At 37.0% G+C, this 23864-nt stretch carries 19 protein-coding genes; 2 read left to right on the forward strand and 17 right to left on the reverse strand.

The window, feature by feature from the left end; genetic code table 11:
• The 4 genes from ACWIW0_RS09800 to ACWIW0_RS09815 form a co-directional block, all read right to left on the reverse strand.
• Positions 1-879 (reverse strand): cation diffusion facilitator family transporter (locus ACWIW0_RS09800; RefSeq protein WP_454453165.1); only part of this gene is annotated, 879 nt, incomplete at its 3' end.
• 3 nt (positions 880-882) lie between these two features.
• Entirely contained in the window at positions 883-1323 is a 441-nt protein-coding gene (locus ACWIW0_RS09805) for an ABC transporter ATPase (protein WP_454453180.1), read from the reverse strand.
• Between the two features lie 86 nt (positions 1324-1409).
• Positions 1410-2186 carry a peroxide stress protein YaaA gene (yaaA, locus tag ACWIW0_RS09810; protein WP_454453166.1) on the reverse strand — a complete coding sequence of 259 codons (777 nt, stop codon included), beginning with the start codon at positions 2184-2186 and terminating at the stop codon, positions 1410-1412.
• A gap of 145 nt (positions 2187-2331) precedes the next feature.
• A complete protein-coding gene (locus tag ACWIW0_RS09815; protein WP_454453167.1) occupies positions 2332-4605 on the reverse strand; it encodes an NADP-dependent malic enzyme in 2274 nt (757 codons plus the stop codon).
• Between the two features lie 415 nt (positions 4606-5020).
• On the opposite strand from ACWIW0_RS09815, the gene ACWIW0_RS09820 reads away from it, so the two are divergent.
• Together ACWIW0_RS09820 and ilvN are read left to right on the forward strand one after the other, a co-directional pair.
• Entirely contained in the window at positions 5021-6742 is a 1722-nt protein-coding gene (locus tag ACWIW0_RS09820; RefSeq protein WP_454453168.1) for an acetolactate synthase 3 large subunit, read from the forward strand.
• Entirely contained in the window at positions 6735-7226 is a 492-nt protein-coding gene (gene ilvN / locus ACWIW0_RS09825; RefSeq protein ID WP_454446323.1) for an acetolactate synthase small subunit, read from the forward strand. The genes ACWIW0_RS09820 and ilvN overlap by 8 nt, the downstream gene beginning before the upstream one ends.
• Positions 7227-7307: 81 nt before the next feature.
• Here the strand turns inward: ilvN and ACWIW0_RS09830 are convergent, their stop codons facing one another.
• The 13 genes from ACWIW0_RS09830 to glnE all read right to left on the reverse strand — a co-directional run bounded on the left by ACWIW0_RS09830 (position 7308) and on the right by glnE (position 23622).
• A complete protein-coding gene (locus ACWIW0_RS09830) occupies positions 7308-8339 on the reverse strand; it encodes an ABC transporter substrate-binding protein (RefSeq protein ID WP_454453169.1) in 1032 nt (343 codons plus the stop codon).
• A 10-nt stretch (positions 8340-8349) separates the two neighbouring features.
• Positions 8350-9123 carry an ABC transporter ATP-binding protein gene (locus ACWIW0_RS09835; RefSeq protein WP_454453170.1) on the reverse strand — a complete coding sequence of 258 codons (774 nt, stop codon included), beginning with the start codon at positions 9121-9123 and terminating at the stop codon, positions 8350-8352.
• A gap of 34 nt (positions 9124-9157) precedes the next feature.
• A complete protein-coding gene (locus tag ACWIW0_RS09840; RefSeq protein ID WP_454453171.1) occupies positions 9158-9928 on the reverse strand; it encodes an ABC transporter permease in 771 nt (256 codons plus the stop codon).
• A gap of 13 nt (positions 9929-9941) precedes the next feature.
• Entirely contained in the window at positions 9942-11729 is a 1788-nt protein-coding gene (locus ACWIW0_RS09845; RefSeq protein WP_454453172.1) for an aryl-sulfate sulfotransferase, read from the reverse strand.
• Between the two features lie 381 nt (positions 11730-12110).
• Complete coding sequence (gene fadD, locus ACWIW0_RS09850; protein WP_454453173.1) at positions 12111-13820, reverse strand: long-chain-fatty-acid--CoA ligase FadD; 1710 nt, start codon at positions 13818-13820, stop codon at positions 12111-12113.
• A 10-nt stretch (positions 13821-13830) separates the two neighbouring features.
• Complete coding sequence (locus ACWIW0_RS09855; RefSeq protein WP_454453174.1) at positions 13831-14259, reverse strand: SoxR reducing system RseC family protein; 429 nt, start codon at positions 14257-14259, stop codon at positions 13831-13833.
• A gap of 21 nt (positions 14260-14280) precedes the next feature.
• Positions 14281-15261, reverse strand: a complete 981-nt coding sequence (locus tag ACWIW0_RS09860; protein WP_454453175.1) for a MucB/RseB C-terminal domain-containing protein — start codon at positions 15259-15261, stop codon at positions 14281-14283.
• A 192-nt stretch (positions 15262-15453) separates the two neighbouring features.
• Positions 15454-16152 (reverse strand): LutC/YkgG family protein, encoded by a 699-nt coding sequence (locus ACWIW0_RS09865; protein WP_454453176.1) that lies wholly within the window; start codon positions 16150-16152, stop codon positions 15454-15456.
• Between the two features lie 9 nt (positions 16153-16161).
• Positions 16162-17568 (reverse strand): LutB/LldF family L-lactate oxidation iron-sulfur protein, encoded by a 1407-nt coding sequence (locus ACWIW0_RS09870; RefSeq protein WP_454446605.1) that lies wholly within the window; start codon positions 17566-17568, stop codon positions 16162-16164.
• A gap of 1 nt (position 17569) precedes the next feature.
• Positions 17570-18301, reverse strand: a complete 732-nt coding sequence (locus ACWIW0_RS09875) for a (Fe-S)-binding protein (RefSeq protein ID WP_454446606.1) — start codon at positions 18299-18301, stop codon at positions 17570-17572.
• 149 nt (positions 18302-18450) lie between these two features.
• A complete protein-coding gene (locus ACWIW0_RS09880) occupies positions 18451-20046 on the reverse strand; it encodes a lactate permease LctP family transporter (protein WP_454453177.1) in 1596 nt (531 codons plus the stop codon).
• Between the two features lie 239 nt (positions 20047-20285).
• Positions 20286-20675, reverse strand: coding sequence for a hypothetical protein (locus tag ACWIW0_RS09885; protein ID WP_454453178.1), 390 nt, complete (start codon positions 20673-20675; stop codon positions 20286-20288).
• Positions 20676-20730: 55 nt separating this feature from the next.
• Positions 20731-23622, reverse strand: a complete 2892-nt coding sequence (glnE, locus tag ACWIW0_RS09890; RefSeq protein WP_454453179.1) for a bifunctional [glutamate--ammonia ligase]-adenylyl-L-tyrosine phosphorylase/[glutamate--ammonia-ligase] adenylyltransferase — start codon at positions 23620-23622, stop codon at positions 20731-20733.
• Between the last annotated feature and the right edge of the window lie 242 nt (positions 23623-23864).

Here is a 23864-nt window from a genome sequence, read left to right on the forward strand (position 1 = left end):
TTCTTTTTGTACAATAGTAGTTGGCTCTTGATGAATAATAACTTCTGACATCGGAAAAGCATTCAGTAATTTTTGCTCTAAACTATCGGTGATTTCGTGAGCAATCAATAGCGGTAAATTATCATCAAGTTCTAAATGTAGTTGAATAAAACGCACAGCTCCTGCTCGGCGAGTTTTCACATCGTGAATACTAATAATGCGTGGATGCTCAAGGGCGATTGTCCAAATACGATCGACTTCTTCCTGTGGCAGAGCTTGATCGAGCAGTGATTGCATCGCTTCCCACAACATTACACCTGCGTTATACAAAATATATAATGCAATCCCTATTGCAAAAATGGCATCGGCATAGATAAAACCGTTTATATTCAATAACATAGCCAATAAAATTGCCGCATTCATATAAAGATCGGTTTGATAATGTAATGAGTCCGCCTGAATAGCTGGGCTACCCGTCTCTTTCACGACTTTACGCTGATACAGCACGAGAATTGCCGTTAATGCGATTGAAATTAAACTTATCACTACGCCTAATTCGCTACTTTGAACAAATTGTGGCTCGGTTAAACGTTGGATTCCTTGTAGTAAAAGAAATGCGGCTGACCCTGTAATAAATGCACTTTGTGCAAGTGCTGCAAGAGATTCCGCTTTACCGTGTCCAAAAGTATGATTATCATCGGCTGGCTGTAACGCAAAGCGTAATACTACAATGTTAGTAATTGAGGCAAATAAATCTACAAGGGAGTCAGTCATTGCCGCTAAGATCGCCATCGAGCCTGTTTGCCACCAAGCAAATGCTTTGATTAAAATTAAAACTGAGGCAACGACAATAGCTAAAGTCGCCGCTCGTTTTACTTGTTCTGCGTACTGTTGTTCCATTTTCTATTTACATTCCACTAACCAAGGTAATTTCGAAAACGCTATGGCTAATTCTGCTAGGTCTGCTTGCAAATTTTTAGCCGAAACTGCCCACTTGTCTGAAAATTGCATTTGGCTAAAGCCACATTGAGAATCACGCCCTCGAGAAACTTCAAGTTGCTGGTTTTGGAAACGTTCTGTTGGTGGATAAATCACTTCAGTGCGTAGCTCATTTTCTGTAATTGCCAGATTTGCTTGCGTATTTGTTTGATTTGCAAAACTTTTCTCGCGTAATGCTAATCGCTGTTGTAGCGTTCTTTGTTGTGAATTTTTATCTAAGAAAAAAAGAAATCCTTTTTGCCAATCATCTGGATTCTTGTTTGAATTTACTGGCAAATACAGTGATTGCTGCATTTCATCAAGCTGATTATTCGTTACTTGCTGATATTCAACCCCTTTGAACATCACACTCTCAGGTAATGAAAAACGCTTATCCTGTAAGCTACAAGCAGAAAGGCTGCATACTAAGATTATAATTTTTAGATACGTTGTCACGCAATTTCCTCTCGCTTAAAGACTAATTCATTTTCAGATGAAACTGTTTCATCAAACCAATATCCCCCTAAATCGAAGGCTTTGAGCTGTTCTACTTTAGTTGCTTGAGTTTGTAGTAAATAACGCACCATCATTCCTCTCGCTTTTTTCGCATAGAAACTGATGACTTTATATTTGCCATTTTTTTCGTCTAAAAATACAGGTTTAACAATTCTAGCTTGTAATTTTTTAGGTTGTACAGCACCAAAATATTCATCAGAGGCAAGGTTGATAAGCACATTATCGCCTTGCTCATCAATCGCTTGTTGTAAATGGTTAGTAATGGTATCTCCCCAGAAATGATAGAGATCTTTACCCTTTGGGTTAGCCAGTTTTGTCCCCATTTCTAAGCGATAGGGTTGCATTAAATCTAAAGGTTTCAGTAAACCATATAACCCCGATAACATTCTTAAATGGGTTTGAGCATACTCCACTTCGACTTTTGTGAGTGTTTCTGCTTCTAACCCTGTATAAACATCTCCTTTAAATGCAAATAAAGCTGCTTTGGCATTGTGTTCATTATGTTCCAACTGCCACTCAGCAAAACGTGCGACATTCAAACTGGCGAGTTTATCACTAATTGACATTAGTGAGCCTACTTCTGCTGGGCTGAGCTGTTTACAAATATCAATTAGCTGTTGGCTATAAGCGGTAAGTTCTGGTTGAGAAAATTCAAATTGTTCAACTTTCGTTTCAAAATCAAGAGTTTTAGCAGGGGAAATGATGGCAAGCATAAGATTTTCCGTTGTTCTAAAAATGGCGAATTATAGCAGAAAAGAGTGATAGAAAAAATTGCCAATAATTAAAAACGAACGGCCATTTAGAGGCTTGTAAATTTTTCACTCTAAACGACCGCTTTGTTAGATTAGCTATGCAAAATTATTCTTGAGTTTGTGCTTTCACTGCTGCAAATGCCACCATATTGATAATTCGGCGGACAGATGATTGTGGGTTGAGAATATGTGCAGATTTGTTCATACCCATTAAAATTGGTCCTACTGTAATTGCGGTTGTGGTTGCACGCAGTAAGTTATAACTAATGCGAGCAGCTTCCACATTTGGCATTACTAACAAGTTGGCAGCACCTTTTAATGGACTGTCTGGCATATAATCACGACGTAATTTTTCAGAGAGAGCTAAATCACCGTGCATTTCACCATCAATCATCAATTCAGGTTCACGTTGTTGAACTAATTCTAATACTTTACGCATTTTTGGTGCACCAAGTGCATTTGATGAGCCAAAGTTAGAGTGAGAAATAAGTGCCACCGCAGGCTCAATCCCGAAACGTCTAATTTCTGCTGATGCCATTGTGGTGATTTCTGCTAATTCTTCTGCTGTTGGATCAACATTGACATAGGTATCAGTCATAAAGACGTTACCTGTTGGTAGAACTAGGCTGTTAAGTGCGGCAGGAACTTTCACGCCTGATTTCACACCGATAATATCTTTGATGGCTTCTAAATGGCGACTGTAAGAGCCGAATAGACCACAAACTAAACCGTCAGCATAGCCCATTTCAACTAATAAAGAGGCAATAACCGTAGTATTTGATGTTGTAACACGTTTTGCAATTGCTTCAGTAATGCCACGACGTTTCATTAACTCGTAGTAACGTTTCCATAATAGCTCGTGGCGATCATCTTGTTCATTATTGACGATCTCAAAATCTTTACCTGCAACTAGACGTAAACCTAATTTTTTAATGCGAGCTTCAATAATAGCTGGACGACCAATGAGAATTGGGTAAGCTAAATCCATTGAAACGATTTCTTGTGTAGCGTGTAATACTTTTGCTTCTTCACCTTCTGCCAAAACAATACGTTTTTTATCCGCTTTAGCTTGGCTGAAAATTGGTTTCATAAATAAGTTTGTTTTATAAACAAACTGTGTGAGTTTTTCGATGTAGCTATCCCAATCTTGAATTGGTCGAGTAGCTACGCCAGAATCCATTGCTGCTTTTGCCACCGCTGGTGCAATACGCACAATTAAGCGTGGATCAAATGGACGTGGAATAATGTAGTCTGCACCAAATTCTGTACCTTCTCCACCGTAAGCTGATGTAACGACATCATTTTGTTCTTCAAGAGCTAAGTCAGCAATTGCATAAACTGCCGCTCGTTTCATCTCTTCGTTGATTGTTGTCGCCCCTACGTCTAATGCTCCACGGAAAATGAATGGGAAACAAAGTACGTTATTAACTTGGTTTGGATAGTCAGAACGTCCTGTACAAACAATCGCATCAGGGCGAGCGGCTTTAGCTTCTGGTGGGGTAATTTCTGGATTTGGGTTAGCTAATGCTAAAATCAGTGGGTGAGCAGCCATTGTACGCACCATATCTTGCGTTAATGTTCCAGCCGCTGAACAACCTAAGAAAATATCTGCATTTGGAATCGCATCAGCTAGTGTACGCCAGCCGTTATCTTCAATTGCATAGAATTTTTTGGTTTCATCCATACGATCATCACGATCTTTATAAATTACCCCTTTAGAATCGCAAACTACGATATTTTCGCGTTTCATTCCTAATGAAAGTAATAAATTCAAGCACGCAATCGAGGCAGCCCCAGCTCCTGATGCAACTAAACGGACATTCTCAATTTTTTTATCAATAATGCGTAATGCGTTAATTACAGCAGCTGCACTGATAATTGCTGTACCGTGTTGGTCATCGTGGAACACTGGAATGTTCATACGTTCACGTAATTTTTGTTCAATATAGAAACATTCAGGTGCTTTGATATCTTCTAGGTTAATACCACCAAAAGTTGGCTCAAGTGATGCAATAATATCAACAAGTTTTTCAGGATCTTTTTCGTTGATTTCAATATCAAATACATCTACGCCAGCAAATTTTTTGAAAAGAACACCTTTCCCTTCCATTACAGGCTTACCTGCTAATGCACCGATATTCCCTAAGCCTAATACAGCAGTACCGTTTGAAATAACTGCCACTAAGTTCCCTTTTGCTGTGTATTTGTAGGCAGCGAGTGGATCTTTTTCAATTTCTAAACAAGGCTCTGCTACCCCTGGAGAGTAAGCAAGGGCAAGATCTCGTTGAGTTGCCAGCGATTTAGTTGGCGTAACTTCAATTTTTCCTGGAACAGGAAACTCGTGAAAATCAAGAGCTGCTTGACGTAGTGAATTATCCATATTGTTATCCTCTCTATGTCTATGAATGATAAAAGTAAAATTTATGTATCGGCGATACCGTACAAGCGGTAACATTCTAACTGAAATTTGCAACTTTTTTTGTGACAAAGTTCTAATTTTTTTACACTCTATATAATAAATTTACCTATAAGTGTGAACAATCTCTCAAAATCATAAAATTTATTTTAAATCTTTTATTTTATAAAATTTGGTTTTATACACTTAAAATTGTCAATTTAATTGATTTTATATTATAAAAAACTTTTTTTTGTTAATTGTTGATATTTTATTTTGTTAATTTACTGAAATGTGCTGTTTTAAACACTAGACAATAAAAAAAAATTCTAGCACAATTCGCACAATTCAATTTGTAGCAAAATGTTGCTGTGATAAATTTTAGTCGTTGGAGGATTTAATGAAGAAACTTTCTGGTGCAGAAATGGTTGTACAATCCTTGCGTGATGAAGGCGTAGAATACGTTTTCGGTTACCCAGGTGGTTCAGTACTTGATGTGTATGATGCAATTCATACATTAGGTGGGATAAAACACGTTCTTGTTCGCCACGAACAAGGTGCAGTGCATATGGCTGATGGTTATGCTAGAGCAACAGGAAAAGTGGGGTGTGTACTTGTTACCTCTGGGCCAGGTGCAACGAATGCAATTACAGGGATTGCCACTGCCTATTCAGACTCAATTCCATTAGTTGTATTTTCAGGTCAAGTGCCATCAAGCTTAATCGGTTCAGATGCCTTCCAAGAATGTGATATGGTCGGGATTTCTCGCCCTGTGGTAAAACATAGTTTTTTAGTAAAACGTGCGGAAGATATTCCTGAAATTATCAAAAAGGCGTTTTATATTGCTTCAACAGGTCGCCCAGGCCCAGTCGTTATTGACTTACCTAAAGATGTTGTAAACCCTGCAAATAAATTTAATTATGAGTATCCCAAAGAGGTTTCATTGCGTTCTTATAACCCAAATGTGCAAGGGCATAAAGGGCAAATTAAGAAAGCTTTAAAAGCAGTATTAGTCGCTAAAAAACCAGTGCTTTATGTCGGTGGCGGTGTGGTGTTAGGTAACGCAAGCCAACAATTGACTGAATTTGCTACAAAACTTAATTTACCTGTTACTAGTTCATTGATGGGGTTAGGGGCTTTCCCTAGTACAAATAAGCAATTTTTAGGAATGCTTGGAATGCACGGCACTTATGAAGCTAATAATGCAATGCACGAAAGTGATTTAATTTTAGGTATTGGTGTGCGTTTTGATGACCGTACCACTAATAATTTAGCTAAATATTGTCCGAATGCGAAAGTTATTCATATTGATATCGATCCTGCATCAATTTCTAAAACCGTACCTGCTTATATTCCAATTGTAGGCAGTGCTGATAATGTATTAGATGAATTTTTGGCTTTGTTGAGTGAAGAAAACCTTGCAAAAAATCAAGCGGATCTTACCGCTTGGTGGCAACAAATTGATGGTTGGAAAGCTCGTCAATGTTTAAAATTTGAAAAAGGAGCGGTAATTAAGCCACAAGAAGTTATTCAAGCAGTTTATAAAATCACAAATGGTGATGCTTATGTCGCCTCTGATGTAGGGCAACATCAAATGTTTGCTGCTTTGCATTATCCATTTGATCTGCCAAGACGTTGGATTAACTCTGGTGGATTAGGCACTATGGGCTTTGGATTACCTGCAGCTATCGGGGTTAAATTCGCTTATCCTGATGCAACTGTTGTTTGTGTAACTGGTGATGGTAGTATTCAAATGAATATCCAAGAGCTTTCAACAGCAAAACAGTATGATACTCCAGTAGTTATCATCAACTTAAACAACCGTTTCTTAGGAATGGTAAAACAGTGGCAAGATATTATTTATGCAGGTCGTCATTCGCAATCTTATATGAATTCATTACCTGACTTTGTAAAACTAGCAGAAGCCTATGGACACGTTGGTATTCAAATTACCAAACCAGAAGAGTTAGAAGAAAAACTCAAACAAGCCTTTGCAATTAAAGATAAATTAGTCTTTGTCGATGTATTAGTTGATGAAACAGAACACGTTTACCCGATGCAAATTCGTGGTGAGTCAATGAAAGATATGATGCTTAGCAAAACGGAGAGAACAGATGCGTAGAACATTATCCGTATTATTAGAGAATGAATCAGGAGCTTTATCTCGTGTGGTTGGGCTTTTTTCTCAACGTGGTTTTAACATTGAAAGTTTAACCGTTGCACCAACAGATGACCCAAGCCTTTCTCGAATGACGATTGTAGCTCAAGGCGATGAAAAAGTATTAGAGCAGATCGAAAAGCAATTACATAAGCTAATTGATATTTTCAAAGTGATCAATTTAAGCCATTGTGAACACGTTGAACGTGAAGTTTTGCTACTCAAAGTGCGTGCCACTGGCAGTGCAAGAGATGAGCTAAAAAGAATGGTGGATATTTTCCGTGGGCAAATCGTTGATATTACCCCAAAACAATACACCATTCAGTTGGCTGGTACGAGTGAAAAACTCAATGCATTTATTGAAGCTGTGAAAGCTGAAACGACGATTATTGAGATTGTTCGTTCTGGCGTTATCAGCTTATCTCGTGGTGATAAGAACTGTTTGTAAACCCAGATAAAATTTTGGGTTAAGCGGTATGATTTGTAAATTATTTTGCAAATCATACCGCTTGTTTATTACCAGAACATCTTACTTGTCTTGTAAGAATAATTGATAATACTTCGTCGTAATTAAATCATTTACATTTACTCTGGTATTAATCAGTTTATTTTCAATAAGAAAATCCACTAACTGATTAAGTTTATCAATTGATGTAGCTGTGATTTCTGGTTCAAAATTTTTAAACTCAAGATCAGCGGAGTATGCTTTCTCATAAATGGCAGCGGGTATATTGTTTTGTGCAAAAATATTATATGCTGCACTAGGATTCTGAGCAGCGAACTCTTTTGCTCGTTTCAGCCCTCTTATCATTGCAACAGCCGCTCGTTCATTTTGAACAAGATATTCATTACGCCCTACCGCAAGGCTTTGTGAACTAATCTCAGGTTTATCTAAGGTAGATTCAATGACCCTCCCCATTCCTTTTGACTCCATAAATAGTACTGTGTAATAGAATGCAAATATGGCATCTGCTTGCCTACCACTAAATACAGAATTAGCATCTGCACCAATGGAATTGACCATCTCAAAGTTCTTTGGATCCAATTGATAAGATTTGGTAATGGCATTGAAATAACGCTGTTGAACTGTTCCTTTACCATAGATCACTTTTTTTCCTTGCAAATCAGCAATTGTCTTAGCTTGACTCTCATTTTGAACAATAGTACCAAATTGTAGATTTGAATTGTCTATCGCAAATACTTTTACATCAGCACCTTTACTTTTAAGAATAGTGATCGGTAAATCACCATAAAGTGCAACATCTATTTTGTTAGATGCCAATGCTTCATTCAATGCAGGACCTGCCTGTTGAAAGAAAACGATTTCTAATTTATAGCCTTCTTTAGCCAATTCTTCTTCAAAGTACTTGTTATGAACAGCAATCCCACCTGCTTCTAAGGTGCTATTAGATATACCTGGTAATCCCAGACGTAATGTTTTGGCTGTATGTTCAGGTGATATTTTTGTGTTATCAGTAAATTTCATTCCTCCTAAAGATAAGATAAATAATAAACTAATGTACAAAAATAGAGTAAAGACTTTTCGTTTAGATTTTGTCATATATTATCCCCTAAATTTGATATTCAATATCGTAGTGCTTACTTTCAAAGAAATATTGATGAATCTTATTTTTATAGTAAAGAAATTCATCTTTAGTGCGATCCTTAATGCCTTCAATTTTTACTGATACAATATCTTTAATTTGCCCAGGACGTGAAGACAATACAACAACACGATCTCCTAAATATACTGCTTCTTCAATATCGTGAGTTACTAGAATCATCGTTTTTTGTTCTTCTTGACGAATACGCAATACTTCTTCTTGCATTTGGATTTTAGTCATTGCATCTAATGCACCGAATGGCTCATCAAACAGTAAAATATCCGTATTCATCACTAACCCACGAGCAATAGCTGCACGCTGAGCCATTCCACCTGATAATTCTTTCGGATAAGCATTTTCAAAGCCAGATAATCCGACTAATTTGAGATAATCATAAGATTTATTCTCTCTCTCTGATTTAGATAGATGATTTAATCCTATACCGACATTTTCGTATATTTTTAGCCAAGGAAATAAACGGGGTTCTTGAAATACCATTGAACAATTTCCTTGACTTTCAGTAATTGATTTCCCTTTGATCTTAATATCCCCTGAATCTGCTGGGATCATTCCAGCAATCATTTTTAATAATGTACTTTTACCACAACCACTATGCCCAACAATGGTGACAAATTCGCCTTTATTAATAGTTAAATTGATATTATTTAATACAGGAATATCACCACTTTCTTTCTGGTAAATTTTGGAAATATTTTTTATTTCAATTAAATTTTCTGCCATAAATCCTCCATTACTTTATACAACTTATTGATATTTAATTATCTTTCCAAGGCGTTCCAAGCTCTGCTGCGATACAAATAATCTTATCCATCAATAATCCCACAGAGCCAATAACAAACATACAAACAATCACGACATCAGAACGCATTAAACTGCGTGCGTCATTAAGTCTAAAACCTATTCCTGAAGAAGATGCGATCAGCTCTGAAGCAACAACAGCCATCCAAGAGATCCCCAACGATAAGCGTAATCCAGTAAATAATGCAGGCAATGCCGATGGTAAGTAAATTTTTTTAAATGTATCCCATTTACTCATACGATAAACTTCGGCAACTTCTAAGAAACTTTTGGAAGTTGAATCAATGCCGTTGATTGTATTGACGATAATAGGGAATGTGGCAGCAAATAAAATAACTACTATTTTAGATAGTTCATCTATCCCAGCCCATAGAATAATTAGCGGTATCCAAGCAACCATTGGAATTTGCCGCATTGCAGTTAATGTCAGCTGAAAAAATTCACTTATCTTTTTTGATATGCCCATTAATATTCCTAATGTGATGCCGATTGTTGATGCAAGAAAAAAACCAATAAGAACTCGGCGTAAACTAATTCCTAGATCAGCATATAATTCACCTGACTTAACCATATCAACCGCAGTAGCTCCCACTGAACTTATCTTAGGTAATGCAGTTTCTGGTAATCCACCAATCGTAGTAGAACAGTACCACCCCAGTAAAATACTTAAAGGTAAAATAAATTTAATATTCCTATTTAAAGAAATGTTTAATAATCCATTTTTCATATATTTCCTCCGATTAAATAAATGCTTTTAGCCAATCATACAATTGCTGGTATGTTTGTACTCCCGATTGTCTAGCAAGCTCTTTATTTTGTTTTACAAGAATTACAGTTGGAATTCCTCGAATATCATAGGTATCTACTAAATTCGGATTTTTATCTACATTGATATATTTAGCATCAATAAATTGGGATAAATCAGAATGTAATAGTTTTTCTAGTGCTGAATATAAAGTCTTACAATGAACGCATCTTTCTGCACCAAATAATATAAGTTCAATTTTGGATTGGGATAAGGATTCTGTTTCATTGATTTCGGTGAATAAACTGTTATTTATCTTAAACAACGATGTTTTTTCTAACTTTTCATCACTTTTGGCTACACATAATGCAGCACTTTCAGTATAAGGTAATGTTCCCTCAACTTTTATTATTGATTTAGCACCAAATTTACCAGCATTAGGTAGCCGATAATGAGTAATATCAATAGGTTCAATTGCGACTTCTTTCGGAAGTGGTTCTTGTTTTACCCAATCATAAGGATAGCGATAGGCTCGATAGATCATATTATTGGTCGGTTTATCTCCATCCTGATGGCTGTAATAAGGAGAAATCCATTCCCATACAATCTCTTTCTCAGCTGTCACCTCGAGTAATCTTCCATTTGATCCTTCATCGATCAAGGTATTTCCATTAGGTAAACGCTGGGCACTACTTACATAAGGGCTATAAAATTTGCTGGCATCAGTCGGGATAGCCGCTTTAATATCTTCTGGTGTAAATTGCCAAATAATATCTAAGCTGATTGGATCAATTTCTAAAACTCGCGAATAATCACGACGTGCATTTTTAGTACCATCTGGGCTTTCTGGATTAGGTTCGCCATATCCTCCCCAACCACCATTATCAAAAACTAAAATATTCCCAGCTCCAGGTAATCCCTTAGGAATCAGGTGAGCGTGATGAGGGCCAATAATATTACCGATATGCTTTACATCATCTTCTTCCCAATTTGGGCCTATTTTCCACACAATCTCACCGCTTTTCTTAGATATAATCGCTAAGAAATTAGCTTCTCGACTGTCAAAAATAATGTTCTCAGGGTGAAATCTTTCATCACCTGCATCGTACCATTTATTCTCTCCGAGATAACTCATACAGTTAATATGTAACCAATCTCCAACACCACCATCAGCTGCTCGTATATTAGGGTTCTTAAAAATTGTTTTCTTCGCTTCTTCACTAAAACCAATTTCGTCAAAATGATCCGAAGCTAACCATTGCCATAAAATATTTCCCTCCCAGTCCACTTCATAGAAAACATCGTCTAACAATTTAGTTGTACTGATCTTTTCATTTAAAACTGTTTTATGACCTAGTATTAGCGTTTTTCCTGATCGAGATTGTGGTTCCTGATTTGGTACATAATATCCAACTGGATTGCCTTCTCTTTGGTAGTCGTGATGACTACGAGCCATATAACGTGGAATTTCACCTTCATCTGTAACAAATTCAAATTTATCGAATTTCCACACTATATTTCCGTCATAATCAATTTGCACCAAATCAACACCATCTTGCATTCCATACTTAGGATTACGATCTCCCGAATAGCCAATCAAATCACCATTCGGTAGCAATTTGTTCGGAAAGCCATGAAATTCGTCCCAACGACGAATCTCATTACCATTCATATCAAATAATAAAGCTCCTGAACGAATAGTTTGAACAAGGTTATAGCCGTTCCAGCATTTCTCAGGTTTATAAATTGTTACGCCTGTTGGAAAAATAGTTGGGTGTCCCATAAATACTCCTTTTGATTGATTGAAATAATATTTGATTTTTATTAAATAGTTTTTCTATAAATTTGTGAAAGACCATTTATATATTTGTTATAATTAAAAATAAGTATATTCATAAAATCAAAACAATATAGAAAATATAAATTATCTTTTGTTATAACCACCTTTTATTTGGAAATAAAAACAATGATAAATATTGATATAAACTACTTATTTTGAAATGTTAAAACCAAAAGAAATAAATAATATGAAAATATAATAAAAAACCAGAAAACCCATATCTTTTAACTAAAAACACGGGTTTTCTGGTTTAATAATAAAATTATAATCTACTTATGAAACACTAAAAGCAATAAACTTTTATACTTAACTTATATATTTAGATTATTCTGCTAGGTTCTCCAATTTAAGCTGAGCTTTCACCCTTGCGACTTCTTCATCTCGTAATACTCGGCGTAGAATTTTACCAACATTACTTTTTGGTAGCTCATCTCGGAACTCAATATCTCTTGGGATCTTATACCCTGTGAGGTGTTGTCGGCAGTGGCTACGTAGTTCTTCACGAGTTAGGCTTTCATCTTTTTTAGTCACATATACTTTGATGCTCTCGCCAGATGCTTCACTTGGAATACCCACCGCAACAACTTCATTCACTTTAGGGTGCAGTGCAACAACATCTTCAATTTCATTTGGATAAACATTAAAACCCGATACGATAATCATATCTTTTTTACGATCCACAATGCGTAAATTAAGATCTTGCCCCATTTCGACAATATCCCCTGTTGCCATCCAACCATCTTTTAACACATCAGCAGTATCTTCAGAACGTTGCCAATAACCACGCATTACTTGTGGACCTTTTACCCATAACTCGCCACGTTCACCTATTGCAACATCATTTCCTGCATCATCAACAATGCGAATATCTGTATTCGGTACAGGTACACCAATTGAGCCAGAATACTCGGTTGAGTCATTACGCGTTGCTGCAATCAATGGTGAACATTCTGTCATACCATAACCTTCAATAATGTGATTCCCTGTGGTTTGATGCCAACGCTCCGCCACTGCACGTTGAATGGCTGCACCGCCACCAACAGAAAGGCGTAACTTAGAAAAATCGACTTCTTTCAACTGGCTATTATTCAATAAAGCATTAAACAGAGTATTAACTCCTGTAATTGCCATCACTCGATATTTTTTCAGCTCTTTGATAAATCCTGGAATATCTCTTGGGTTAGTAATCAATAACCCCGTAATCCCTAATTCAATAAAAAGCAAACAGTTTACCGTTAAAGCAAAAACGTGATAGAGCGGTAATGCGATGACAGCAATACGTTCATCACCTTTGCTCACCAATGGATAAGCGACCCATTTTGCTTGCATTACATTAGCAATAATATTGCGATGAGTCAGCATAGCCCCTTTTGCCACTCCTGTTGTTCCACCCGTATATTGTAAAAAAGCAAGATCATCACTATAAATAACAGGTTTAACATATTGACGCTGTTTACCAATACTTAGGGCTTCACGAAAACTTACTGCGTGGGGTAATTTATATTTTGGAACCAGTTTTTTAACATACTTAACAACAAAATTAACTAAAGTACGTTTACCGAAAGAGAGCTGATCCCCCATTCGGGTCAAAATAACGTGTTTAACTTGCGTATCAAAAACGACTTTTTCTAAAGTTGCCGCAAAGTTAGAGACCACAACAATCGCTTTCGCTCCGCTATCATTAAGCTGATGCTCTAATTCTCGTGGTGTATAAAGTGGATTCACATTTACCACCACAAGTCCTGCCCGCAATGCACCAAATAATGCAATCGGATATTGCAATAAATTTGGCATCATCAAGGCAATTCGCTCACCTTTCTCTAAACGTAACTCATTTTGTAGATATGCCGCAAATGCACGACTACGTTCTTCTAATTTACGAAATGTAAGTACTTTACCCATATTGATATAAGCAGGAATATCAGGGTGGCGTTGTACCGCTTTTTCAAACATTTCAAGTAAAGAACTATATTCATCAGGGTTAATTGTTCGCTCTGCCCCTGCTGGATAATTTTCAAACCAAATCGGTTCCATTTAACTCTCCTTAAATCTTTCGCAAAAATATAGGGGTAAATTCCCCTTGCTGTTTTTGAGCTATTATTTTTTTTACAATAACAAAAGTGATTGCAGTGGCAGTAAAAATACCGAATGCTAATCCTAATTCATTACTAATCCATTGTGAAAGTAGCAATGTACTTCCCACTAAAACGATAAGCGGCATTAAGTACAACCAAAATACACTTACCAATAAACTGTTTTCTGCCAAGCCAATTTCAATGCGATCACCTACGTTTAAAACTTGATTTACACTCAATTCAAATTGTGGTGCTACTTTTTCCCCAGCTAATGCCGAAAGAGATTTAGTCCCACAACCTGATGTAGCCGAGCAAGTACCACAGCTACTTTTAGCAAAACATTGTACCTTTGCTACCCCGTTTTGATAATCTAAAACGGTGGCTTGTTCAATCATCATTATGAGTTTCTCCGTAAGCGGTTAGTTTGGCTTAATTTCTTGCAATTTGATTTCTTGCACAATATGACGAGCGGAAACAAGCGGAATTTCACCTACAATAACGACATCTTTATCACCCAAAGTTTGACTATAAATACTCATTTTACCTTGCCGCCAAAACTGTTCATCAAAAATAATCCCTTTATTCTGAACAAAATAAATAGTAAATGAAAATAACCCATCACTGTATAACTGACTTTCTACTTGTTCATTATCCATTAAAAACTCAGATAATGTTTGTCTCCCTGACGAAATGGTTCTAAATCCTTGAGGAACCCACCCTGCTCTCCAATTTAACGTATTTTGTGGTAAGTTTTCCTTCGGTTGAATGAGTGTAGGTAAAATTAAGGTACTAATCGGCTCTACAATATACAGAAACTCTTCATTAACGGTATTTTGTATCACTTTAAATTGCTCTAAAATATTTCTTTCACGATCTAATAGATCACTGCGTAGTAATAGATGGTTTTCTTCATCAATCCAAAGTTCATATTGATAGCGAAAATCATCTCTCGGCACGATGCGGATCACTCGAGCAAGACGGTCTGCCACTCGCATTCTACCCGAATCGACAAAATGATAACCTTGCAATTGATTAAAGTCAGTATAAAGCACTGATGGTAGATCATCTAAAATGTGTGAACTCGGTAAACTAAAAGGTTGAAATTCACCAAAATAACTTACCATATCATCACGCAAAATCATCTCTTCTCGGCTATTATCTAGACGTAATAATTGAGCATATTCTTTCTCGTTCCAATAGGCGTGGCGATAACGTAGAGATTGAACATCTTCCCCTTGTTGCAAAATATAAAGCTGTTCATAATTTAGCGTTTTATGTGCTTTTGTCATCGCATTGAGATATTCTAAAGGCGAAGAAAATGTCCCCGTTTTGGCATATAACGGCATACCTAAGACAAAAAATAAAGTAAATAATAGCGTTAATAAGTGATTCTTTTTCATTTTTTTGAATTGTTATATATAAGCACAAAGATTGTAACAAAAAAGTTTAATGATTATAAGCTAAAACACGCTTCGCAATTTACAGAAGGAATGAAAGATTTGATTGGTTATATGGCTAAGAATAAAAATCTGCTTCTCAATCTGTTGTTTATTATCCAACTTTTGTGAAGCAGATTATTTCATCTTTTTAATTTAAAGATCGTCAATCACCAAATAAATTTTTGAAACAGGGCCGTGTACGCCAACAACTTTGATCAATTCAATATCTGCCGTAGCACTTGGGCCTGAGATAATATTGACACAAGATGGCATTCTTTCACCTTGCTGTGCCTTGTCGTGTAAGATTTTGGCTAATTGGGCCACTCGTGGTAATACCTTACTTTTGCGTAATACCACCACAGATTTTTCGGGTAATAAACTCACAGAGCGTCCAAAATCTTTATCCGAAAACAGCACAATACCGCCAGATTCGGCTAACCCATATTCGCCATAAACAACGCCAATATTGGCTTGTTCCGCTTGAGTAATATTCTGCTGTGGCTGGTTAAGATCCCAAATATAGCTATCATATTTAGCTTGTAATGTTGGCGTAACGCCTAATTCAACCAGTCGATTATCATTGTTAATGATGATCTTACCACCACCATATTTTTCACAAATATCCAATATAGCGGTAGGTAATTCATTTTCTTTTGCAATAACAACATCTGCCATCATTACACGAGCAAAACTGATAAATTCATCACAAAGCACTGTTTGGGTGCGATCGGTTAAACGTGTCGTAGGGTGATTATTTACCAACTCTGGCATTGGTGCTGGAACAGTTTGACGAGGTCTGCCCATTCGCTCCGCTAATTTATTTAAGAAATTTTCACGATTTTGCATATCCATTTGATCCCCCTATTTTCTGTTATTAAACCATTCACGGAAGCTTTCTCCTTCCGCAGAAGGTAAATCACGAGCTTTTGTCCACTCTGCTAACGCTCCTACTTCAATTGGAGCTTTACCATTTTTAATCAATTTACCCGCAATTTTTGCCCCTAAATTCACTCCGACTTTCCAAAGCGTTGGGTGTGAGTTAGCAAGGTTAAAACCAAAAATAGATAGGCGTTCTACGGCTGGAGTCATTCCATTTTGTGCAATATGCTCACGATGTTTTAGAATAAGCTGTGCAAGTGGAATTTTCACTGGGCAAACAGAATTACAAGCAGTACATAATGAACAAGCGTAAGGTAACTCTTTAAATTCTTCATAACCACCCAGTAATGGTGAGATGACAGATCCAATCGGGCCTGGATAAATTGAGCCATAGCCGTGTCCGCCAATTTGACGATAGGCTGGGCAAGTATTTAAGCAAGCACCACAACGGATACAACGTAGCACTTCTTTAAATTCACTCTCTAGAATTTTTGAACGACCATTATCAACAATCACTAAATGGAAATCTTCAGGCCCATCCGTTTCACCTTCAAGGCGTGGGCCAGTCAGCCAAGTGTTATAAGCGGTTAATTTAGCCCCAACCGCACTGCGTGCCAACATCGTAATCAACACATCAACTTCTTGGAATGTTGGAGCTAAACGCTCCATTCCCATTACCGCAATATGCGTTTTAGGAAGTGTTGTTGCTAAGCGTAAGTTACCTTCATTGGTTACCAAACAAACTGAACCTGTTTCAGCCACAGCAAAGTTACAACCACTGATCCCAATATCCGCTTCTAAGAAATCTTGACGTAACACTTTACGGACAAAGGCGTTCATTTCTTCTGGTTGTTCGCTACCTTGATAACCGACTGCATCGTGTAATTCTTGGCGAATTTTATAACGATCTTTATGGATCGCTGGTACTACAATATGCGAAGGTTTATCTCCTACGATTTGTAGTAAATACTCGCCTAAATCGGTTTCAACAACTTTCATTCCTTCTTTTTCAAGAACTTCGTTTAAACCGATTTCTTCTGTTACCATTGATTTTGATTTAACAATTTTCTTGGCATTCTTTGCCAATGCCACTTGGCGAATATAAGCGGTAGCTTCTTCGGCTGTTTCTGCAAAAAAAACGTGTCCGCCATTTTGCTGAACTTTTTCACTAAGCTGATATAAATAAGCATCTAAATTTGCTAAAACGTGGTTACGAATTTGTTTAGAAAGATCACGCCATTCTTCCCAATTACCTAATTCATCAACCATTTTTTGACGATTTGCACCGATAGTTTCCTGTGCTTTAACGATAGCTTTACGCATCATATCGTTATGGATTTGGTTATCAACTCGTACTTTAAAAGCAAGGTTACTGGTTTTTAGTGACATTTTATTTACCTCCCTGCATCAATACTTCAGCAATGTGCATTACTTTCACATTCTTACCTTCACGGCTTAAACGTCCACCAATATTTAATAAGCAACTTACATCTGCACCAATTAAATATTCTGGTTCAGATTCGGTAATATGTTCTACCTTTTCAGTAACCATTTCGCCTGAGATTTCAGCCATTTTGACCGAGAATGTACCGCCAAAACCACAGCAAGTTTGCTGATTGTGAATAGGTAATAACTCTAATCCTTTTACATTTTGTAATAATGTTAAAGGCTCATTCACAATACCTAATTTACGAGAAAGACTACAAGATGGGTGATAAACTGCTTTACCTGTTAATTGTGCACCAACATTAGTTACACCAAGTACATTAACAATAAAGTCTGTCAAATCGTGAAAACGATCAGCAACTTTCTTTGCACGCTCTGCCCACTTAGTCTCCCCAAAACGCTCAAAATATTCTGGGTAATTTTTGATGGCATAAACGCAAGACCCAGCAGGAGCAACAATTGGATAGTCATTGACTTCAAAGGTTTCCACCAATACTTTCATTCCTGAAAGTGCTTGTTTGGTATAACCACTATTGATTGCTGGTTGCCCACAGCAACCTTGTTTTTCTAGAAAGGTAATATTACACCCAAGTTTCTCCAGTAAGAGAACCGTATTTTTGGCTACCCCTGCTTTTACAATGTCAGCAATACAGGTAACGTAAAAATTTACGTTCATAATAAACTCCAACTCAATTTATAAAAATAAAAACAAAAATGAAAATAATTAAGAAATAGATAATCTAAAATGAAAACAAGCGGGTAGATTTTGCAAAAAATTTACAAAATATAACCGCTTGTTTCCCAAACTTCTATACGATCTTAGGATTAAACCGCATAGAAAATAGGGATAATAAAGAGAGCAACCAATGCTGCGATAATGCCGTAAACAGTCATAGGTACAACTGTTTTCTTAATGATTTCACCTTCTTTATTATTGATATTTAATACCGAACTTACTGCTACGATATTATTGATACACACCATATTACCCATTGCTCCACCAACAGATTGAAGTGCTAATACCAAGCTCACAGAAAGACCTGTTAATTCTGCTGTTGATAGCTGTACGCTACCAAAGGTTAAGTTAGATACTGTATTTGAACCTGAGAAGAATGCACCCACCGCACCTAAATAAGATGCGAATAATGTCCAATATTCACCTGTTGCTTCAGCAAAGCTCTTACCGATAATTTTTACCATTGAGCCATCGCCACCCACTAACATTAAATTTACCATAATCAATGCACCTACAAGGGCAAAGAATGGATTTCTTGTTTGTTTTAAGCTGGTTACAAATACATCTTTAGTTTTACTTGCCGATACAGCAAATACAGGGATAGCAATCAATACCGTTACAACAAATGGAATTAATGCTGGAACATATAGTAATTTATAGCTTGAGCTGATTGTCGTACCAAAGATATTTTTTAAGCTAAAGATTAAGCCATTACTAATATCAAATACCCCTAGTGAACCCAACTGAACACTTACCCAAGAAGTTGCATCGTTCATCATTTCTTTAAATGGCAACTGCTTAACACGAGTAATGATTAAGATAGCAATCAATAGACCTGTTGGGAATAATGCTTTGATTACCTCACCTTTAGTAACAGTGTCATTTTCGAAAGTATTTTCAAATTTTGCTAAGCCAATACCTTTATTTGCGACAAATACCGAAATTAATAAACCAATGGCACCACCAACTAATGATGGGAACTCATAGTTTACTTGTGCTAATAATAAATAAGGCACAACACAAGCAAAAACACTAATATAAATAAATACTAAGTTTTTACGAATATCTTGCCAAGAAACTATTAAACGTAAAGCCATTACAGGAATAACCAGTGCAGCAAATGCGTGGATTAACGCAGTCATTGAGCCGATTTCAAGAATTTGGTTTTCAGGTAATTGTAATGGACCAAAGCCAAACCACGTTGGTGTACCTACTGCACCAAATGAAACTGGAACAGAGTTCATTACTAATGCAACCATTGCCACTTTTAATGGGTGGAAACCTAAGCCAACTAAAATTGGTGCGGCAATCGCAGCTGGTGTGCCAAAGCCACTCGCCCCTTCAATCATAAAGGCAAACGCCCAACCGATAATCATAATTTGAGCAACTGGGTTGGGGTTAATAGCTCCTAGCCATTTACGCAACGTATTTGTTACTCCTGAAACTTCTGAGAAACGGTTAAATAATACCGCTCCAAAAATAACAGTAATTGGCGTCTGTACCGCAATAAGTGCTGATGCAATGTTAGCACTTACTGTGGTAATGTCTGTACCAAAATAGATAAGTTGAATAATTAACACAACTACCGCAATCCACGGTAATGCAATGTAAGAAGGAAGTGCATTACGTTTAACCATTAGGTAAATAAGCAACACAATTGGAAAAATACTAAGAAAAAGAGCCATATAGCTTCCCTTTAAATAAAACAAAAATAACAAGAAATTGTGAATTACTAGTAAATGAAATCCACTTATCAACAATCTAAAGATAAACTAAAGATTAGAGATATCTACTATTTTATTAAGAAAATGTGAATAAAAAAGCAAAATGTTGTCTTTTTGTGAGTTAAATCACGATTTATTATATCATACGTTTAAAATTTAGACATTTTATTCCTTTGTTGCTTGCTTTCCAAGCTAAAATTCTACCAACACGCATAACAAAATCGGCTAAATCCGAACCCAAAGCGGAAATCTTCGTCATAGTGCATTCGCATATAACGTAATTCTTCTTGAGCTTTATAATTTTCTAACGCAAGTTTATAACAGGCTTGGAAAACAGGGTTATTTACTTTTTCAGTATAGCGTTTCTCAAATAATTTCTGTTCTTTTTCTGTACGATCTAACGGTGGATTAAATTGTTCGTGCATCAATTCTGCTGCATCTATATCACATTGTTTAGCCAATGCAACTTGTAGTGCTTGTTCGGCTCGTACTCGTTTAGCTTCTCTTTCTGCACGTTGTTCAGGACTAACTGCACAAGCGGTTAAAGTAATGGCACTCAATAACATTATTGTCGCGTTCAATCTATTCATTTGTAGCTCCCTATTTGCTGTAAAATCGCATTAAGTTTCTGTGGGTCTAAGACATCTATTTATTAGCATTAGTTTGCAATAACTCCCGCCAAATTGCTCGTACTTGTTGGCGTTCTGCAACAAATTCATCACTTGCTACCACTGCATCTTGATTAACTAAATTCAAATGATGGATTTGATTGCGTAATGTAATATAACAATGTTTTAAGGTTTCGCCTTGTGTGTCGGTCAAAATACCACATTCCACACTACGCTCAAAAATACGCACATTGTCCGACCAATCTGTCATTGTTGGGTAATGATGAGCATAATTTAGCACGAGATATTGTGCGATAAACTCAATATCGGTAATACCGCCTTGATCAGTTTTCAAATGAAATTTTCCTTGTGCAGTATGGCTTAAATGCTCATACATTTTTGCACGCATTTTGCAAATTTCTGAACGTAACTCACCGCTTGCACGAGACATTGATAAGGTCTCTTGGCGAATTTGGGTAAATTTCTCTCGCAAGTTTTTGCTACCATATACTGCCCTTGCTCGAACAAGAGCCTGACTTTCCCACGTCCACGCTTCATTTTGCTGATAATCTTGGTAAGCCTTAAAAGTACTGACTAACAACCCAGCTTCTCCAGACGGGCGTAAACGCATATCTACTTCATAAAGCACGCCTGCACTGGTATTCAGATTAAAAATACCATTGATTTTTTGAGCTAATTTTAGATAGAACTGATGACTAGAAATAGATTTCTTACCACCTTGAGTTTCACTCTGCTCGGGTGCATTATGCAAGAACACCAAATCTAAATCTGAGTTATAACCTAGCTCAATTCCACCTAATTTACCGTAGCCGATCACCACAAAATCTTTCTGCTGCTCACCCGTTTGTTCATCAAGAGTTAAATGTTCAGGCGTGCCAAAGCGTTGAGCTACTTGTCGCCACGCCAAATTGACTACCGCACCAATAATCGCTTCCGCCAAATAAGTGAGATGATCGCTGATTTTCATCACAGGCAGAACACCTAAAATATCTGCAGCTGCAATGCGTAAAATATGACTTTGTTTAAATTGACGAAGTGCGTCAATCAACGCTTCTTCATCATCTTCAGGCACTCGCATTAGATACTCTTGTAATGCCATCGGGTAATGATCTAACTCGATCATTGTCACCAAACTCTTTGGCAAAATAAGTTCATCAAGCAACATTGGATAGCGTGCGATCTGCTCGGAAATCATTATTGATTGCCCACATAATTGCATTAGCTGTGGCAAAATTTGCTCTTTTTCGAGCAATAACTCCAGATAGGTTGTTCGTGTATTGATTTTATCGAGAATATTCAAAATGCGTGGCAGTAGCACCAGATAATTTGGCTGATTAAAAAGCTGATCCGCCACTTTCGGCATCAATTTACGAAGCACTTCACGCCCACGCACGCCAATAGAACGTTTTACCCAATCTTGAAAGGTAGCGGATAGTTGCTGAAAGATCACAGGATAATCCGCGACTTCGACAGGATAGGCATTTAGCTGACTTGCAAGATCTTCTTCCGTCATTTGATAATGTAAAATATCTCGCCAAGTGGCTAATAACGGATTTTCAATCTCATCGCTCTCTTGCTCATCTTCGCCAATCAACTCATTAAAAATCACTCGTACACTCTGCTGATGTTGTTGTAATTGATTGAGAAAAATTTGCCAAGTATCACATTGGCAAACAAAGGCAATACGAGCCTGATCGATAGGATCAGTCGGCAATGTTTGGGTTTGTTGGTCGTTAATGGCTTGCAAGGTATTTTCTACATTGCGTAAAAATAGATAGGCTTGCTGTAACTGCTCTACTTGCTGTTGCGTGAGTAGATTAAGCGGTACGAAATGTGGTAAAACTTGCAAAAGGCTACGTTGCTGTAAAATTTTATCTCGACCACCACGCATCATCTGAAATGTTTGCACGATAAATTCCACTTCACGAATACCGCCAGCCCCTAATTTTATATTATCGACTAACCCTCGTCTTAACACTTCTCGGCTAATTTTCTGTTTCATTTCGCGTAGTGATTGAATAGCACTGAAATCTAAATAACGGCGATAAACAAAAGGACGCAATAGCTGTTTTAGGTATTTATGGTTAATGTTATTCAGATCTTCGCCCAAGATTTTGGCTTTAATCATCGCATAGCGTTCCCAATCTCGCCCTTGCTCTTGATAATAATCTTCCATCGCACTAAAACTTAGCACTAAAGCCCCACTATCCCCAAAAGGTCTCAAACGCATATCGGTTCGATACACAAAGCCTTCCGCAGTCACTTCATCTAATGCTCGTATTAAACGTTGCCCTAAACGAGTGAAAAATTTACTATTTTCTATCGGTTTTCTTGCCCCCACTGTTTCGCCCATATCAGGGTAAGTAAAAATCAAATCAATATCAGACGAAAAATTAAGTTCTCTCCCCCCTAATTTACCCATACCTAAAATCAGTAATTCCTGTTTTTCACCTAGCTCATTCATTGGTGTGCCATATTCTTGGCACAAACGTTCAAACAACCAATCTCTCGCTCCTAAAATTAAGGCTTCGGCTAAATCTGATAATCGCTCAAAAATCTGTTGTACTGTTGCGAAGCAGTTAGATTGTACAAAACTTAGCGTTGCCATTTCACGATGACGAAATCGGCGTAATACAGAATGTAACTGTTCTTCATTTTCTACTGCTGACAATATTGCTTGTAAACGTTGTGAATAGTGATCGCAATCATCAATAGTCGGAGATTTAGCTAACCATTGAGCCAATAATTCAGGCTGCTTTTGTAGCTGTGTCGTTACAAAATCCGACATTGCCATTGCAGTAATAAGCGGTGAGATCTGCGGATTATTTTGCGAATCTAAGGTAATTCCTTGAGTTTCGCAGATCTGAGAAAGATGTTGTTGAGCAGTTTGAAAGAGATTGTTAAGCATAGGATTCACACATAAATAGAGAGCTATTAAATGGTGCTATGATACTTTAATTTAAGGAAGAATGGGAATTTATGCTTTAAAACAATACAAAGTATTACTATAATACAAAGCATTAAGGAGATAACTAATGTACACTATTATTGAAACTATCCGATTTGAACAGGAATCTAAAAAGATTTGGAGTGAAGAAGAACGTTTCGGTATTATGTAGCAGTTGCACAATTCCCCTCGCCCGCTTGCGG

This window comes from Ursidibacter sp. B-7004-1, assembly GCF_053654055.1.

Excerpts from the sequence above, each read along its gene's own strand:
- ACWIW0_RS09805 (WP_454453180.1), bottom strand. The coding sequence starts at position 1,323 with ATGTTCAAAGGGGTTGAATATCAGCAAGTAACGAATAATCAGCTTGAT.
- yaaA (WP_454453166.1), bottom strand. The coding sequence starts at position 2,186 with ATGCTTGCCATCATTTCCCCTGCTAAAACTCTTGATTTTGAAACGAAA.
- ACWIW0_RS09815 (WP_454453167.1), bottom strand. The coding sequence starts at position 4,605 with ATGGATAATTCACTACGTCAAGCAGCTCTTGATTTTCACGAGTTTCCT.
- ACWIW0_RS09820 (WP_454453168.1), top strand. The coding sequence starts at position 5,021 with ATGAAGAAACTTTCTGGTGCAGAAATGGTTGTACAATCCTTGCGTGAT.
- ilvN (WP_454446323.1), top strand. The coding sequence starts at position 6,735 with ATGCGTAGAACATTATCCGTATTATTAGAGAATGAATCAGGAGCTTTA.
- ACWIW0_RS09830 (WP_454453169.1), bottom strand. The coding sequence starts at position 8,339 with ATGACAAAATCTAAACGAAAAGTCTTTACTCTATTTTTGTACATTAGT.
- ACWIW0_RS09835 (WP_454453170.1), bottom strand. The coding sequence starts at position 9,123 with ATGGCAGAAAATTTAATTGAAATAAAAAATATTTCCAAAATTTACCAG.
- ACWIW0_RS09840 (WP_454453171.1), bottom strand. The coding sequence starts at position 9,928 with ATGAAAAATGGATTATTAAACATTTCTTTAAATAGGAATATTAAATTT.
- ACWIW0_RS09845 (WP_454453172.1), bottom strand. The coding sequence starts at position 11,729 with ATGGGACACCCAACTATTTTTCCAACAGGCGTAACAATTTATAAACCT.
- fadD (WP_454453173.1), bottom strand. The coding sequence starts at position 13,820 with ATGGAACCGATTTGGTTTGAAAATTATCCAGCAGGGGCAGAGCGAACA.
- ACWIW0_RS09855 (WP_454453174.1), bottom strand. The coding sequence starts at position 14,259 with ATGATGATTGAACAAGCCACCGTTTTAGATTATCAAAACGGGGTAGCA.
- ACWIW0_RS09860 (WP_454453175.1), bottom strand. The coding sequence starts at position 15,261 with ATGAAAAAGAATCACTTATTAACGCTATTATTTACTTTATTTTTTGTC.
- ACWIW0_RS09865 (WP_454453176.1), bottom strand. The coding sequence starts at position 16,152 with ATGGATATGCAAAATCGTGAAAATTTCTTAAATAAATTAGCGGAGCGA.
- ACWIW0_RS09870 (WP_454446605.1), bottom strand. The coding sequence starts at position 17,568 with ATGTCACTAAAAACCAGTAACCTTGCTTTTAAAGTACGAGTTGATAAC.
- ACWIW0_RS09875 (WP_454446606.1), bottom strand. The coding sequence starts at position 18,301 with ATGAACGTAAATTTTTACGTTACCTGTATTGCTGACATTGTAAAAGCA.
- ACWIW0_RS09880 (WP_454453177.1), bottom strand. The coding sequence starts at position 20,046 with ATGGCTCTTTTTCTTAGTATTTTTCCAATTGTGTTGCTTATTTACCTA.
- ACWIW0_RS09885 (WP_454453178.1), bottom strand. The coding sequence starts at position 20,675 with ATGAATAGATTGAACGCGACAATAATGTTATTGAGTGCCATTACTTTA.
- glnE (WP_454453179.1), bottom strand. The coding sequence starts at position 23,622 with ATGCTTAACAATCTCTTTCAAACTGCTCAACAACATCTTTCTCAGATC.